This is a genomic window from Streptomyces nojiriensis (assembly GCF_017639205.1).
Taxonomy (GTDB): Bacteria; Actinomycetota; Actinomycetes; order Streptomycetales; family Streptomycetaceae; genus Streptomyces; species Streptomyces nojiriensis.
In genome coordinates this window covers 7,397,698-7,411,544 of record NZ_CP071139.1, presented here as the reverse complement: position 1 = coordinate 7,411,544, position 13,847 = coordinate 7,397,698, and the positions used below count along the sequence as shown (strand labels likewise).

The window sequence follows — 13,847 nt, the reverse complement described above, 5'->3', positions numbered from 1 at the left end:
GGCACTCACTTGAGCCTGCTGGAGGCGAGGATGGACACCAGGTGCAGCACGGTCTGGAGCATCGCGATGGCGGCCAGCACGGCGACCCCGACGCGGGACCAGTACAGGTCGCCCTGCATCTGGTCCACGACGGCCAGCACCAGGATGAGCAGCGAGGCCTCGATGCCGAGGATCAGGCGGTGGAACTTGAGCGCGGCGGCGGCCCGGCGGGCGAGCGCCATGCCCTTCGCGCGCGGCTCGGCGGCCGCGTCCTTGACCACGGGCTTGCCGGCCTGGTGGCGGGCGACGCCGACCAGGTCGGTCTCGGCCTTGATCAGGATGGCGCCGAGGGCGGCCAGGGTGCCCAGGAAGGCCCACAGCCAGTCGGCGCCGCCGGGGCCCCACAGGTCGGCGGCCCGCAGGCCGAAGCCGACCAGGACCGCGGCGTCGCACAGGTAGGCGCCGACCCGGTCCAGGTACACGCCGGAGAGCGAGAACTGCTTCTTCCAGCGGGCGACCTCACCGTCGACGCAGTCGAGCAGCAGGTACATCTGGACCGCGATCACGCCGAGGACGGCGCCCCAGATGCCCGGCACCAGCAGGGCCGGGAGCGCGAGGACGCCGGCGAGGGTCATCAGGTAGGTCAGCTGGTTCGGCGTGACCTTGGTGGTGACCAGGACGCGGGTGATGCGCAGGGAGATCTCGCGCATGTAGAGGCGCCCGCCCCAGTGCTCGCCGCTGACCCGGTCCTTGACGCCCGCGGGGTGGACGACGGGCCTCAGTTCAGCTACGGATGGTCTTGGCATAGTCGGCGTAAGCGTCCCTGATCTCGGCGGCGGACAGGTTGAGGTGCTCCAGGATCGTGAAGCGTCCCGGGCGGGTCTGGGGGGCGTACTCGACGGCCGCGACGAACTCGTCGATGCTGAAGCCGATCTCCTCGGGGCCGACCGGCAGACCGTGCCGGCGCAGTACCTCGACGAAGAGGCCGGACTGCTCTGCGGCCCCGCGCAGGTGCATCGCGAAGGCGGCGCCGATGCCGACCTGCTCGCCGTGGAGCGCGGAGCGTCCCGGGTGGAGCAGGTCGAAGGCGTGGCTGATCTCGTGGCAGGCGCCGGACGACGGGCGGGAGTCCCCGCTGATCGACATGGCGATGCCGGAGAGCACCAGTGCCTCGGAGAGCACGGTGAGGAACTCGTCGTCGCCGCATCCGCCGGGGTGGCGCAGCACGGACTCGCCTGCGGTACGGGCCATGGCGGCGGCCAGGCCGTCGATGGGCTCGCCGTTGATCCGGTGCGAGAGCTCCCAGTCGGCGATCGCCGAGATGTTGGAGATCGCGTCACCGATGCCGGCGCGGATGAACCGGACCGGGGCTTCCTTGATCACGTCGAGGTCGATCACCATGGCGATCGGCGTCGGCACACCGTAGGAACCGCGGCCGTTGTCGTTGTCCAGGATGGACACCGGCGAGCAGATGCCGTCGTGCGAGAGGTTGGTGGCGACGGCCACCATGGGCAGCCCGACCCGCGCCGCGGCGTACTTGGCCACGTCGATGATCTTGCCGCCGCCCAGGCCCACGACGGCGTCGTAGCGGCGGCCCTTTATGTCGTCGGCCAGCTTGACCGCGGAGTCGATGGTGCCGTCGACGACCGCGTACCAGTCGGCGTGCGGCAGTACGGGCTCCAGCCTGGCGCGCAGCGCCACGCCGGAGCCCCCGCTGATCGCGATGGCCAGCTTGCCGGAGGCGGAGATCCGCTGGTCGGCCAGGAGGCCGGCCAGGTCGTCCATCGCCCCGCGACTGACGTCGACGACGACGGGCGAGGGGATGAGCCTCGTCAGTACTGGCATGCGATCGTCCGGCCCTTGGCGAGGTCGTCGTGGTTGTCGATCTCGACCCACCTGACGTCGCCGATGGGGGCCACGTCGATGGTGAAGCCGTCGTTGACGAGCTGCTGGTAGCCGTCCTCGTAGTAGAGGTCGGGGTCGCGCTCGAAGGTGGTCTTCAGGGCCTCGGCCAGCTGCTCGGCGGCCTCGGGCTCGATGAGGGTGACACCGATGTACTCGCCGGTGGCGTCGGCGGGGTCCATCAGCTTGGTGATCTTCTGCACGCCCTTGCCATCGGCGGTGACGACCTTCATCTCCTCGTCGGCCAGGTTCTTGACCGTGTCGAGGGCGAGGATGATCTTCTGGCCGTTGCCGCGGGCGGCGAGGAGGGTGCGCTCGACCGAGACCGGGTGGACGGTGTCGCCGTTGGCGAGGATCACACCCTGCTTGAGGACGTCACGCGCGCACCACAGGGAGTAGGCGTTGTTCCACTCCTCGGCCTTGTCGTTGTCGATCAGCGTGATCTTGACGCCGTACTTGGCCTCCAGGGCCTCGCGGCGGGCGTACACGGCTTCCTTGCGGTAGCCGACGACGATGGCGACCTCGGTCAGGCCGACCTCGGCGAAGTTGCCCAGCGTCAGGTCGAGGACCGTCAGGCTCTCCTCGTCACCCTCGGGGCCGACCGGCACGAGCGCCTTGGGCAGGGTGTCGGTGTAGGGACGCAGACGGCGTCCGGCACCGGCAGCGAGTACAAGGCCGATCATGCTGGTTCTCCTTCGTCATGTACGGCGGGTGCTCCGGAGGAGACCCAGAATCGGATGCTCTCCACGAGCACCACGAGTGCCACGAACACGGCCATGACCGTGAGCGCGACGGGGAAGTCCGCTTCGCGCGTTGCGAGGACGGCCGCCAAGGCCGTGATCAGCAGGACCCGGCCTTCGTGGCCGCCGATCGTCCGCACCAGCCAGTGCGGGGGCGCGCCGGTGCCACCGCGAATGCGGTACACCGTGTCGTAGTGATGGTAGGCGACCGCCGCGATCAGGCCGAATGCCGCCGGGAGGGCCCCGGGGACGTCCGCCTTGACGGCGAGGGCGAGGACCGTGCCGTATTCGGCCGCCCTGAACAGGGGCGGGATCAGCCAGTCCAGGGCGCCCCGGAGCGGCGCGGCGACGGCGAGGCCGGCCGCCATGACATAGATCACCGCGACGGCGATCGACCGGGGGTCCCCGAAGGGCAGGAACACGGCGCCCGCGATCATCACGAGCGTGCCGAGGGCCGCCACGTACACGGAGCCGAAGGACCCGGCGCGGCCGCGCAGGAGGCGGGCCTGGAGTTCGCCGAGCGGGCCGGAGTCGGCCAGGTCGGCCAGTGCCTGGGCCGCCCGGTCGGTGCGGGTGGCCTTGCGCGTCACGGAGCGCAGGACCCGGCCGGCGGTGGTGTAGAGCGCGCCGAAGGCGCAGCCGATCAGCAGGGCGTAGAAGACGATCCGGGGGGTGGTGAAGGCGGTCAGCACCGCGATCATCGCCCAGCGCTCACCGATCGGCAGGATGATCATCCGGCGGATCCACACGGTCCAGCCGACGCTGTCGAGGCGGTCGGAGAGGGCGGCCGTGGGGCTGGTGTTGGCGGTGGCGTCGTGGTTGGCCTCGTTGAAGGAGAAGTCCACGACGTGCCGGCAGGTCATCAGGATCATGGAGCCGACGGCCAGGGCCCAGACGTCGTCGCCGTTCCTGGCCGCGCCGAGCGCGAGGCCCGCGTAGAAGGAGTACTCCTTCGCGCGGTCGAAGGTGGCGTCGAGCCAGGCGCCCATCGTCGAGTACTGGAGCGAGTAGCGGGCGAGCTGCCCGTCGGTGCAGTCCAGTACGAAGGAGACGAGGAGCAGCACACCGGCCGCCACGTAGCCCCAGCGCTCGCCGGTGGCGGCGCAGCCGGCCGCGATGAGCGCGGTGATCAGCGAGGCGGTGGTGACCTGGTTCGGGGTCAGGCCGCGGCGCGCGCACCAGCGGGCGATGTAGCGCGAGTACGGGCTGATGCAGAAGGTGGTGAAGAAGCCGTCGCGGGACTTCACGGCCGTCCGCAGGCGTACGGCCTCGTCGTCGACGGCGGCGACGGCGGCGCTCGCCGCGTCGCGCTCCACCGGGCCGACGGGGACGGCGGCGACGAGCGTGCCCAGTTCGGGGCGCTGGACGGTGGTCCCTGCGGCCTCGACGGCGGCGGCGAGCCGGTCCGCGTACGGGCCGGCGGCCTCGCCGTCGGCCGCCGCGCGGGCGGCGGCCTTGTCGAGGGCCCCGCGGGCCCCGGCCTGGACGGCGAAGGCACCGGTGACGGCGCAGGCGTCGAAGCGCGGGTCGGTCAGTGCGAGGCGCAGCGCGTGCACGTGCCCGACGAAGGCGCTGTCCACGACGGCCACCCGCTGGTCGGCGGGGACGCCCGCCAGTGCGGCGGCGGCGTCCTCGGGACCGGCGGCCGGGCGGACGTCGAAGCCGAGGGAGCGCAGCTCGTCCGCGAGCGGTGATCCGGGGACCGGCAGGCCGGTGAGGATGACGGTCGGCAGACGAACTCACTCCTTGTAACGGATTCCGAACGCGCGCCCTTATGGGGCGGCAGCACGTCGGCAGAGGCTATCGGATGAATGGAAGCAGGGGTTCACCACCCGTTTACGCCCTGATAAGCCGAATATTCGGGCCCGGGGCCGGGTTCCGATCATCATTGACGATCACGGCGCGGTACCACAAACGGGCCGGATGTTACGGTGGACACGCCCTTGAACGTGTCGAGTGGGAAGAGGTGGGTCGATGACCGTCGCAGTCGTCGCGGCCGTGCGCAGCGAACTCCGGTGCATCCCCCATTCCTTCCGGGCATCCGGCCGGGCCTGATCACACAGCTGGGCCTCGTCGGCCGGAGCCCCCGTTCCAAGGGTTCACGTTGACCGACAGCAATTCCCCCGACGCCGCCTGCGACCCCGACGGCGTCGACGACTTCACGCACGCCTTCTTCGCCCTGCACCACGGCCTGCCCCGGCAGGCTCCGGGCTCCGACGCGAGCACCCGCCACCTGTTGTCCCTGTGCGGACCGCTGCCCGAGCGGCCGCGCGTCCTGGACCTGGGCTGCGGCCCGGGCCGCAGCGCGCTGCTGCTCGCCGCCGAGGCGGGTGCGGCCGGCGCGGGCGCCGAGGTGACGGCCGTCGACCTGCACGCCCCCTTCCTCGACGAGCTCCGTGCGTCCGCCGCGGCCCGCGGACTCGCCGACCGGGTCCGCACGGTGGAGGCGGACATGGGCGCGCTCTCCGGCGAGGGCTTCGAGGACGGCTCCTTCGACCTCGTCTGGGCGGAGGGCTCCGCCTACCTCCTCGGCTTCGACGCCGCGCTCGCGCGGTGGAAGCGGCTGCTCGCCCCGGGCGGCACCCTCGTCCTGACCGAGTGCCAGTGGTCGGTCGCGCAGCCGTCCGCGGGCGCTCGCGCCTTCTGGGACCCGCACTACGCGCTGCGCACCACCGCCGGCAACCTGGCGGCCGCCCAGGCCGCCGGGTACCGGGTGCTCGGCGTGCACGACCTGCCCGGCTCCGACTGGGCCGAGTACTACGGCCCGCTCGCCGAGCGGGTCCGCGCCCTGTCCGGAACCGGCGGCCCGGCGATGGCGCGGGCCCTGGCCGCGACCCGCGAGGAGCTCGACGTACGGGACCGCCACGGGCACGAGTACGGGTACACGGGCTACGTCCTGCGCCCGGTGAGGGCCGGGGACGGCGACGCCTGGCCCGCCCGGCCGGAGACCGCGGCCGACGCGGCGGCCGTCCGGGAGATCAACCTGGCGGCCTTCGGGACTCCGCTGGAGGCCGACCTCGTGGACGCGCTGCGCGCCGACGACTCCTGGCTGCCCGGGCTGTCGTACGTGGCCGAGGCCCCGGACGGGTCGGTGGCGGCGCACGCCCTGCTGACCCGGTGCGAGGTCGACGGCGCCCCGGCGCTCGCGCTCGCCCCGGTGGCGGCCGATCCCGCGCTGCAGCGCTCGGGCGCGGGCAGCTCCGTCGTACGGGCCCTGCTCGCGGCGGCCCGGGAGCGCGGGGAGTCACTGGTCCTCGTCCTGGGGCACCCGGCGTACTATCCGCGCTTCGGTTTCCTGCCGGCGTCGCGCTTCGGGATCCGGGCCCCCTTCGAGGTCCCTGACGAGGCCTTGATGGCGCTGGTGCTGGACGATTCCCGTCCGGTGCCGACGGGAACGATCAGGTACCCGGATCCGTTCGGGGTCTGACGCGCACCGAGGTCATATGAGGTGGCACGTGGTGTGACCCGCCCCTCGTCGCGTAGCACGCGACGAGGGGCGGACATGCGTGGATCTCCGAAGTGGGGACAAGCCTCTTTTGTACGGCAGACTGAAGGCCGAAGTCCGAAGCGAAGGATGGGTATGCCGACCACACCAGCCACCGCCGCGAACAGCGCGTCCAACGGCACCGGTACTCAAGAACCGATCATGCTCGAACTGGTCGACGAGGCCGGCAACACCATCGGCACGGCGGAGAAGCTCTCCGCCCATCAGGCGCCCGGGCAGCTGCACCGGGCGTTCTCCGTGTTCCTCTTCGACGAGCAGGGCCGTCTGCTGCTCCAGCAGCGGGCCCTCGGGAAGTACCACTCCCCCGGCGTCTGGTCGAACACCTGTTGCGGTCACCCCTATCCCGGGGAGTCGCCGTTCGCGGCCGCGGCCAGGCGGACCCATGAGGAGCTGGGCCTGTCGCCCTCGCTGCTCGCGCAGGCGGGGACGGTGCGCTACAACCACCCGGACCCCGCGTCGGGTCTGGTGGAGCAGGAGTTCAATCACCTGTTCGTGGGACTCGCGCAGACCGTCGTGCGGCCGGATCCGGAGGAGGTCGAGGACACCGCCTTCGTCACCCCCGGGGAACTGGCGAAGCGCCACGCCGAAGTGCCGTTCTCGGCCTGGTTCATGACCGTGCTGGACGCGGCGAGGCCCGCGATCCGCGAGCTGACCGGCGACGCGGCGGGCTGGTAGCCCGTACGCCGTCCCGCCCCTCCGCCCTCCCGCCGTCCGCCGCCTCACCGCCCCGCCCCGCCGCTCACCCGGCGGGCGGTGGGGCGGTGAGCGGCAGGGCCGCCCAGATCACCTTGCCGCCGGTCGAGGTGTGCTCGACGTCGCAGACCCCGCCGGCCTCCAGGGTGATCTCCCGGACCAGGAGCAGGCCCCGGCCGCCGGTCTGGCCGAAGTCGGCCTCGAGCGCCTTGGGCCGGTAGGGGTGGTTGTCCTCCACGGCCACCCGCACCCACGCACGGCCGATCGCGACCTCGACCGCGACCTCCGGCGAGAGCAGGGCGGCGTGCCGGACCGAGTTCGTCACCAGCTCGGAGACGATCAGGAGCAGGGAGTACACGAGGTCCTGATGGGCCGGCACCCCCTGGCGCCCGAGCAGGTCCCGAACCGCACGACGGGCCTGCGGAACGGATTCTTCAACCGCGGGGGCGGTGAACCTCCACACGCCCTCGTACGCGAGGGGATCGGCCGGAGCCTCCGTCTCACCCGCCCTGGCCGGCGGGACACTCCCGCTGACATCCATCTTCCGTCCCCCGTCTTCGCGCTCGATCGTCTCCACGCGACAAGAGTGGGGAACGGGCTGGTCCGGGCCGGACTGCTGACCAGAAGTCAGCGTCTATCGGACACTTTCTGACCGCTGGCGTATGACAGAGTCAGTTGTTCGACTATTCCTGATCTTCTGTCCGGCGCTTCACGTCCGCCTCGCCCGCCCCGTCCCCCGCGGCCGCCCCCGCGTCCGCCGCCGCCGGAGCCCCGTCCTCCCTGACCAACCCCAGGATGCGCCGGGAGCCCATGCCCATGGCCACCAGGCTCAGCCCGTCGAACAGCAGGGCGAGGGAGAAGAAGGTTCCGATCACGTACAGACTGTTGCCGGGCCAGTTGGAGAGGATCAGGAAGCCCAGCAGGATCCCGAAGGCGCCCTGGACGACCGCGAGCCCGAAGTTGGCACCGCGCACCACCAGCGCCCCGACCAGGCGGAACACCCCGCCCGTGAGGAAGAGCAGCGCGGCGAACATGGTCAGCGCCTCGGCGCTCGCCTCGGGACGGCGCAGGATCACGAAGCCCGCGGCCAGGTTGATCGCGGCGACGACGACGGCGAGCCAGAAGTAGTTGCTCCTGCGCCACTGCACGGCCTGCAGCAGACCCACCACGCCGCCGATCAGCAGCAGCCAGCCGAAGAGGAACATCGAGGTGAGGGTGGCGACGGCGGTGTAGACCAGGCCGACCAGCCCGGCCAGCGCCAGCAGCACCCCGAGCGCCGTCATCAGCGCGAAGCTGCGGTTGAGCTTCTTCTTCTCGCGCTGCGGTTCCGGGCCCCCGACCCTGGCCCCGGTACGGTCTGCGCCCATGGACGGCCACCTCCTGCACCCCTTGATCATAGGTATGACCGCCCGGGATAGCATCCGGCGCATGGACGCAGCCATGGACGCCACCCTCCGGCACACGGTCGCCGACGGGGTGGCCACGATCGTCATCTCGCACCCCGCCAAGCGCAACGCCATGACCGCCGCCATGTGGCGGGCGCTCCCGGAGCTGCTGGGGGGCCTGGCGGACGACCCGGCGGTACGGGTGCTCGTGCTGACCGGGGCCGGAGCGACCTTCTGCGCGGGCGCCGACATCTCCTCGCTGACCGGCGACGCGGCGGAGCCCGGTGCTGCCGGGGACGCCGGGGCCGCGGACCCGCGGGACCTGGCCGTGGCCGCCGAGGAGGCCCTGGCCGCCTTCCCCAAGCCCACGCTGGCGGCGATCCGCGGCTTCTGCGTGGGCGGCGGCAGCCAGCTCGCGGCCGCCTGCGACCTGCGCTTCGCCGAGGAGGGGGCCTCCTTCGGGGTGACCCCCGCCAAGCTCGGCATCGTCTACCGCGCGTCCTCCACCCGCAGGCTCGCCTCCCTGGTCGGCCCGGCCTGGGCCAAGTACCTCCTCTTCTCGGCGGAACTGATCGGCGCCGAGACGGCGCTGCGCGCGGGGTTCCTGAACGAGCTGCTCCCGGCCGGCCAACTGGACAAGCGGGTCGCCGAGTTCACCCGGATCCTGGCCTCGCGCTCACAGCTGACGCAGGCGTCCGCCAAGGAGTTCGCGGACGGCCGGACCGACCGGGACGCGTACTGGGAGGAGCAGGCAGCCGGGAGCGAGGACACCGCGGAGGGGGTCGCCGCGTTCCTGGAGCGCCGGGCTCCGCGCTTCACGTGGGCACCGTGACGGCCGGCCGTCAGCCGGGGGTGCTGCCGCCCCGCAGCATCTCGACGAGAGCGGCCGGGGCCTTGTCGGGCGAGCCGGCGTCGTAGGGCGGCTGGGGGTCGTACTCGGTCATCAGCTGCACGGCCTGGGCGAAGTCGTCCCCGGCGATCCGGCCGAGCAGGGTGAGCCCCATGTCGATCCCGGAGGACACCCCCGCGGCGGTGACGTACTTCCCGTCGAACACGACGCGCTCCCCGGTGGGCTCGGCCCCGTGCTTCGACAGCTGCTCCAGGTACAGCCAGTGACTGGTGGCCCGCCGGCCGTCGAGCAGTCCGGCGGCGGCCAGCAGCAGGGATCCGGTGCACACCGAGGTGGTCCAGGTGGTGGTGGCGTCGACCGTGCGCAGCCAGTCCAGGACCACGGGATTGGCCATCTCCCGTTCGGGATGCGGCCCGCCGGGCACGATGACGATGTCCGGCCGGGTGACCTCGTCCAGCCCCTTGTCGGCGACGAGCGCGAGCGCCCCGCTGTCGGTCCGTACGGGACCCGGCCGCTCGGAGACGAAGACGACCTCGGCATCGGGCAGCCGGCCGAGGGTGTCGAAGGGCCCGATGGCGTCCAGGGCGGTGAAGTGGTCGTAGAGAAGTACGGCGATCTGCATGGCTCCTCCGGAGCGCTGGTCGGTACACGACTCCGCCCCGCACGGGGCGGCTCTTCTTCTTGCGGGTGCGCCGGATCCTGTCCTCAGGGACGGGACGTGCCGAACCGGCGGCGGTACTCGGCGGGCGGCTGACCGAGGGTCCGCACGAAGGCCCGGCGCAGCGCCTCCGGGTTCCGGTACCCGCAGGCCCGGGCGATCTGTGCCATCCCTTCCCCGCTCTCCTCCAGCAGCCGCCGCGCGTGGTCCACCCGGACCCGTTCGACGTACCGGCCGGGCGTGACCCCGGTCTCCGCCTGGAAGGCCCGCGCGAAGTGCCGCGGCGACAGCCGGGCCCGGGCGGCGAGGTGCTCGACCGAGAGCTGCTCCCCCGGGTGCTCGGCGATCCACTGCTGTACGTCCCGCAGGGGGTCCCGGCGGGCCGTCTGGGCGGCCAGCTGCGCGCTGAACTGCGCCTGGTTGCCGGGCCTGCGCAGGAAGACCACCAGGTGCCGGGCGATCGTCAGGGCGACGTCCCGCCCGTGGTCCTCCTCCACCAGCGCCAGGGCGAGGTCGATCCCCGCCGTGACCCCGGCCGAGGTGGCCACCGGTCCGTCCCGTACGTAGATCGGGTCCGGCTCGACGGCGACGGCCGGGTAGTCCCGCGCCATCCGCTCGCAGGCGTTCCAGTGCGTCGTCGCCCGCCGCCCGTCCAGGAGCCCCGCCTCGGCCAGCAGCAGTCCTCCCGTACACACGGAGACCAGCCGTTCCGCGCCGCCCCCGTGGGTACGGAGCCAGTCGGTGAGCCGGGGCTCGAAGTCCCCCGAGAACCGTCCCCCGGGCACCAGGACCGTGGTCCCGGGCCCCGGCCGGGCGCTCGCCAGCTCCCCGTCCGGCACCAGCGTCAGCCCGCTGCCGGTGCGGACGGGCTCTCCCGCGGGAGAGACCGTCCGGATCGCGTACCCGGTCCGCCCCGGGAAGTGGGCGAGCGCGGCGAACACCTCCACCGGCCCGGTCACGTCCAGGCTCTGGACCCCGTCGTAGAGGAGGACGAGGACGGTGCGCGGCGATGACGGCATGGCTTCATGGTGTTCCGCCCCCGCGATGGCCGCAATGACGGGCTTCCCACCTATCCGGCCATGCCGGGGGCCGTCCGCGCGCGGATAGGATCGGCACATCATGACTGCAACCCTCGTCGCCAAGAAGCTCACCGCCGCGCACGGTGAGCGCACCCTGTTCGCCGATCTCGACCTCGTCGTCGCCCCCGGCGACGTCATCGGCCTCGTCGGCGTGAACGGCGCCGGGAAGTCCACCCTGCTGCGGCTGCTCGCCGGGCTGGACACCCCCGAGACCGGGGAGCTGCGGCTCTCCCCGCCCGGCGCCGCCGTCGGTCACCTGCCGCAGGAGCCGGAGCGCCGGCCCGAGGAGTCGGTCCGTGAGTTCCTGGCCCGCCGTACGGGCGTGGCGGCCGCGCAGGCCGAGCTGGACGCGGCGACGCAGGGTCTGGTGGACGGGACGCCGGGCGCGGACGACGCGTACGCGACCGCGCTGGACATGTGGCTGAACCTCGGCGGTGCCGACCTCGACGAGCGGGCCCAGGAGGTCGCCGACGAGCTGGGCCTCGCCGTCGGTCTCGACCTGCCCATGACGGCGCTCTCCGGCGGTCAGGCGGCCCGCGCGGGCCTCGCCTCGCTCCTGCTGTCCCGTTACGACGTCTTCCTGCTCGACGAGCCCACCAACGACCTCGACCTGGACGGTCTGGAGCGGCTGGAGCGGTTCGTCAAGGGGCTGCGGGCCGGCACGGTCGTGATCAGCCACGACCGCGAGTTCCTGACCCGGACGGTCACCAAGGTCCTCGAACTCGACCTCGCGCAGCAGCAGATCAACCTCTACGGCGGCGGCTACGACTCCTACCTGGAGGAGCGCGAGCGCGCCCGCAACCACGCCCGCGAGGAGTTCGAGGAGTACGCGGGCAAGAAGTCGGCCCTCGAAGGCCGGGCGCAGATGCAGCGCAACTGGATGGACAAGGGCGTGCGCAACGCCCGCCGCAAGGCTTCCGACAACGACAAGATCGGCAAGAACCTGCGGGGCGAGTCGAGCGAGAAGCAGGCCGCCAAGGCCCGCCAGACGGCTCGGGCGATCGAGCGGCTGGAGGTCGTCGACGAGCCCCGCAAGGAGTGGGAGCTGCGCATGGAGATCGCGGCGGCCCCGCGCTCCGGCGCGGTGGTGGCCACCCTGCGCGAGGCCTCGGTCAAGCGCGGCGACTTCGCCTTCGGCCCGGCCAGTCTGCAGATCGACTGGGCGGACCGGGTGGCGATCACCGGGGCCAACGGCGCCGGGAAGTCCACCCTCCTCGCCGTCCTGCTGGGCCGGCTGGCCCCGGACTCCGGCTCCGCCACCCTCGGCTCCGGCGTCCTGGTCGGCGAGGTGGACCAGGCGCGCGGCCTGTTCCTCGGCGACGAACCGCTGCTCGAAGCCTTCTGCGCGGCGGTCCCCGAGACCGAGCCGGCCGAGGTCCGCACACTGTTGGCCAAGTTCGGCCTGAAGGCGGCCCACGTCCTGCGCCCGGCGGCCACCCTCTCCCCGGGCGAGCGCACCCGTGCGGCGCTGGCCCTGCTCCAGGGCCGCGGGGTGAACCTGCTGGTCCTGGACGAGCCGACCAACCACCTCGACCTGCCGGCGATCGAACAGCTGGAGTCGGCCCTCGACGCCTACGAGGGCACCCTCCTACTGGTCACCCACGACCGCCGCATGCTGGACGCGGTGCACGTGACCCGCCGCCTGGAGGTCGCGGGCGGCAAGGTCACCGAGCTCTAAGGAAGCCGGTCCGGGCGGGCGGCGATGTCCGTGGCCCACGCGCGGAAGGCGCGCAGGTCCCCGGGCGGGATGCGGAGTTCCTCGGGGACGAGGTCGGAGCCGGCCGCGTCGAGGAGATCGGCGAGGCCGAGGTGGAACCAGTCCCAGTGCACGGAGTTGTAGGCCGCCATGAGCGGCCCCACCCGCTCCCGGATCGCGGCCGCCTCGGTTGCGTCGACCCCGGCATCGGCCAGCCGCTCCAGGGTCGCCGCCCGGGTCCGGCGGTCGGACCCGGTGTCGAGGAAGGGTTCGAGCAGGTCGCCCCAGACATCGGGCCGGGAGCGCAACGGGATCCCGTTGTCGGTGCAGAACCGCTCCAGCTCGGTCCTCAGGACGGACGTCACGAAAACGATCTCCCCCGAGCGGGTGCGGATCTCCGGCGGAACGGCGGCCGGGTCGGCCTCCCGGACGGCCGACGCGCACAGCACGCCCCCGGGCGCGGCGTCGGGCAGCGCGCCGTCGCCTTCCGGAAGGCGGACGCGGTCGCCGTCGAAGAGCGGTTCGAAGATCACCCGGACATCCTCTCCCACGACCCGCCGCAGGCCTGCGCGAGATCTCCCGTTCAGGTCCCTTGCGGCGGCCGGCGCTTGCGGGCCATCCGGGCCGCCACGAAGGTGCGCGGGAGGTGGCGGGCGGCGAGGGCGTACGCGCGGTAGCGGCGGCCGGTGATGCTCACCGGGCGGCGCAGGGCGAGGTCCTTCAGGGCTCGCGCGACCACGGCCTCCGGCTCCAGCCAGACCGCGTCGCGCAGCGCGCTGACGTCCATGCCGGCCCGCTCCTGGAACTCGGTGCGGGTGAAGCCGGGGACCACGGCCAGCACCCGGACCCCGTACGGCGCCATGTCCACCCGGAGCGACTCGCTGAAGGCGGTGATCCAGGCCTTGGCGGCCCCGTAGGTCCCGGTCGGCAGGAGTCCCGCCACCGAGGAGACGTTGAGGACCGCGCCCCGGCGGCGTGCGCGCAGGCCCGGCAGCACGGCGTGGGTGAGCCGGAGCGGGACCTTGACCAGCAGGTCGAGCATCCGCTCCTCGTCCTCGACCGGGCTGTACGGGAAGGGCGCGGGGAGTCCGAAGCCCGCGTTGTTTACCAGGATGTCCACGGGCCGGACCGGGTCGGCGAGCCGCTCGACGACGGCCGCGCAGTCCGCCGGGTCCAGCAGGTCGGCGGGCAGCACCTCGGACGCGGTGCCGTATTCCCGGACCAGTCCTGCGGCGACGGCGTCGAGCCGGTCCTTGTCACGGGCGACGAGGACCAGGTCGCAGCCCTTGGCGGCGAAACCGCGGGCGAAGGCCGCGCCCAGTCCGGCGCTGGCCCCGGTGATCAGTACGGTGGTCAAGAG

The 13,847-nt window shown here is 72.7% G+C and carries 15 protein-coding genes; 5 read left to right on the top strand and 10 right to left on the bottom strand.

All coding sequences use genetic code 11. The features are described 5' to 3' along the window. Window positions 1-5 precede the first annotated feature (5 nt). From JYK04_RS34245 to JYK04_RS34230, 4 genes are read right to left on the bottom strand one after another with little or no spacing between them, the layout of a single operon-like run. Window positions 6-785 (bottom strand): CDP-alcohol phosphatidyltransferase family protein, encoded by a 780-nt coding sequence (locus tag JYK04_RS34245; RefSeq protein ID WP_189741200.1) that lies wholly within the window; start codon window positions 783-785, stop codon window positions 6-8. Beyond that, window positions 763-1,824, bottom strand: coding sequence for an iron-containing alcohol dehydrogenase family protein (locus tag JYK04_RS34240; RefSeq protein WP_189741197.1), 1,062 nt, complete (start codon window positions 1,822-1,824; stop codon window positions 763-765). Before JYK04_RS34240 ends, JYK04_RS34245 begins: the two co-directional genes overlap by 23 nt. After that, on the bottom strand, window positions 1,812-2,564 hold the full coding sequence (locus JYK04_RS34235) for a phosphocholine cytidylyltransferase family protein (protein WP_189741195.1): 753 nt from the start codon (window positions 2,562-2,564) through the stop codon (window positions 1,812-1,814). Before JYK04_RS34235 ends, JYK04_RS34240 begins: the two co-directional genes overlap by 13 nt. Further along, a complete protein-coding gene (locus JYK04_RS34230; protein ID WP_229875881.1) occupies window positions 2,561-4,201 on the bottom strand; it encodes a DUF5941 domain-containing protein in 1,641 nt (546 codons plus the stop codon). The genes JYK04_RS34235 and JYK04_RS34230 overlap by 4 nt, the downstream gene beginning before the upstream one ends. Between JYK04_RS34230 and JYK04_RS41565 the strand changes: the two genes are divergently transcribed. From JYK04_RS41565 to idi, 3 genes are all read left to right on the top strand, one after another. Further along, window positions 4,178-4,315 carry a hypothetical protein gene (locus tag JYK04_RS41565; RefSeq protein WP_229875878.1) on the top strand — a complete coding sequence of 46 codons (138 nt, stop codon included), beginning with the start codon at window positions 4,178-4,180 and terminating at the stop codon, window positions 4,313-4,315. The genes JYK04_RS34230 and JYK04_RS41565 overlap by 24 nt on opposite strands. A gap of 410 nt (window positions 4,316-4,725) precedes the next feature. Then, window positions 4,726-6,048 (top strand): bifunctional class I SAM-dependent methyltransferase/N-acetyltransferase, encoded by a 1,323-nt coding sequence (locus tag JYK04_RS34225; RefSeq protein ID WP_189741192.1) that lies wholly within the window; start codon window positions 4,726-4,728, stop codon window positions 6,046-6,048. 153 nt (window positions 6,049-6,201) lie between these two features. Beyond that, on the top strand, window positions 6,202-6,801 hold the full coding sequence (idi, locus tag JYK04_RS34220; protein ID WP_189741189.1) for an isopentenyl-diphosphate Delta-isomerase: 600 nt from the start codon (window positions 6,202-6,204) through the stop codon (window positions 6,799-6,801). Between the two features lie 64 nt (window positions 6,802-6,865). Here idi and JYK04_RS34215 read toward each other — a convergent pair whose 3' ends face one another. Both JYK04_RS34215 and JYK04_RS34210 read right to left on the bottom strand, forming a co-directional pair. Continuing rightward, on the bottom strand, window positions 6,866-7,360 hold the full coding sequence (locus JYK04_RS34215) for an ATP-binding protein (protein WP_229875939.1): 495 nt from the start codon (window positions 7,358-7,360) through the stop codon (window positions 6,866-6,868). Window positions 7,361-7,502: 142 nt separating this feature from the next. After that, on the bottom strand, window positions 7,503-8,186 hold the full coding sequence (locus tag JYK04_RS34210) for an HdeD family acid-resistance protein (RefSeq protein ID WP_189741183.1): 684 nt from the start codon (window positions 8,184-8,186) through the stop codon (window positions 7,503-7,505). A gap of 73 nt (window positions 8,187-8,259) precedes the next feature. Here JYK04_RS34210 and JYK04_RS34205 point away from each other — a divergent pair, with 73 nt between their 5' ends. Further along, window positions 8,260-9,036 carry an enoyl-CoA hydratase/isomerase family protein gene (locus JYK04_RS34205; protein ID WP_189741430.1) on the top strand — a complete coding sequence of 259 codons (777 nt, stop codon included), beginning with the start codon at window positions 8,260-8,262 and terminating at the stop codon, window positions 9,034-9,036. Window positions 9,037-9,046: 10 nt separating this feature from the next. Here the strand turns inward: JYK04_RS34205 and JYK04_RS34200 are convergent, their stop codons facing one another. Further along, the gene (locus tag JYK04_RS34200; protein WP_189741180.1) at window positions 9,047-9,676 is read right to left on the bottom strand and encodes a DJ-1/PfpI family protein; all 630 of its coding nucleotides are present in this window, start codon (window positions 9,674-9,676) and stop codon (window positions 9,047-9,049) included. A gap of 83 nt (window positions 9,677-9,759) precedes the next feature. Continuing rightward, window positions 9,760-10,731 carry a GlxA family transcriptional regulator gene (locus JYK04_RS34195; protein WP_189741177.1) on the bottom strand — a complete coding sequence of 324 codons (972 nt, stop codon included), beginning with the start codon at window positions 10,729-10,731 and terminating at the stop codon, window positions 9,760-9,762. 100 nt (window positions 10,732-10,831) lie between these two features. Between JYK04_RS34195 and JYK04_RS34190 the strand changes: the two genes are divergently transcribed. Then, entirely contained in the window at window positions 10,832-12,469 is a 1,638-nt protein-coding gene (locus JYK04_RS34190) for an ABC-F family ATP-binding cassette domain-containing protein (protein ID WP_189741174.1), read from the top strand. On the opposite strand, the gene JYK04_RS34185 is transcribed toward JYK04_RS34190, so the two are convergent. Both JYK04_RS34185 and JYK04_RS34180 read right to left on the bottom strand, forming a co-directional pair. Beyond that, window positions 12,466-13,020 carry a hypothetical protein gene (locus JYK04_RS34185; RefSeq protein WP_189741171.1) on the bottom strand — a complete coding sequence of 185 codons (555 nt, stop codon included), beginning with the start codon at window positions 13,018-13,020 and terminating at the stop codon, window positions 12,466-12,468. The two genes, JYK04_RS34190 and JYK04_RS34185, sit on opposite strands and share 4 nt — an antisense overlap. Window positions 13,021-13,070: 50 nt before the next feature. Further along, window positions 13,071-13,844: an SDR family NAD(P)-dependent oxidoreductase gene (locus JYK04_RS34180; RefSeq protein ID WP_189741168.1), complete on the bottom strand. Its 774-nt coding sequence runs from the start codon at window positions 13,842-13,844 to the stop codon at window positions 13,071-13,073. Between the last annotated feature and the right edge of the window lie 3 nt (window positions 13,845-13,847).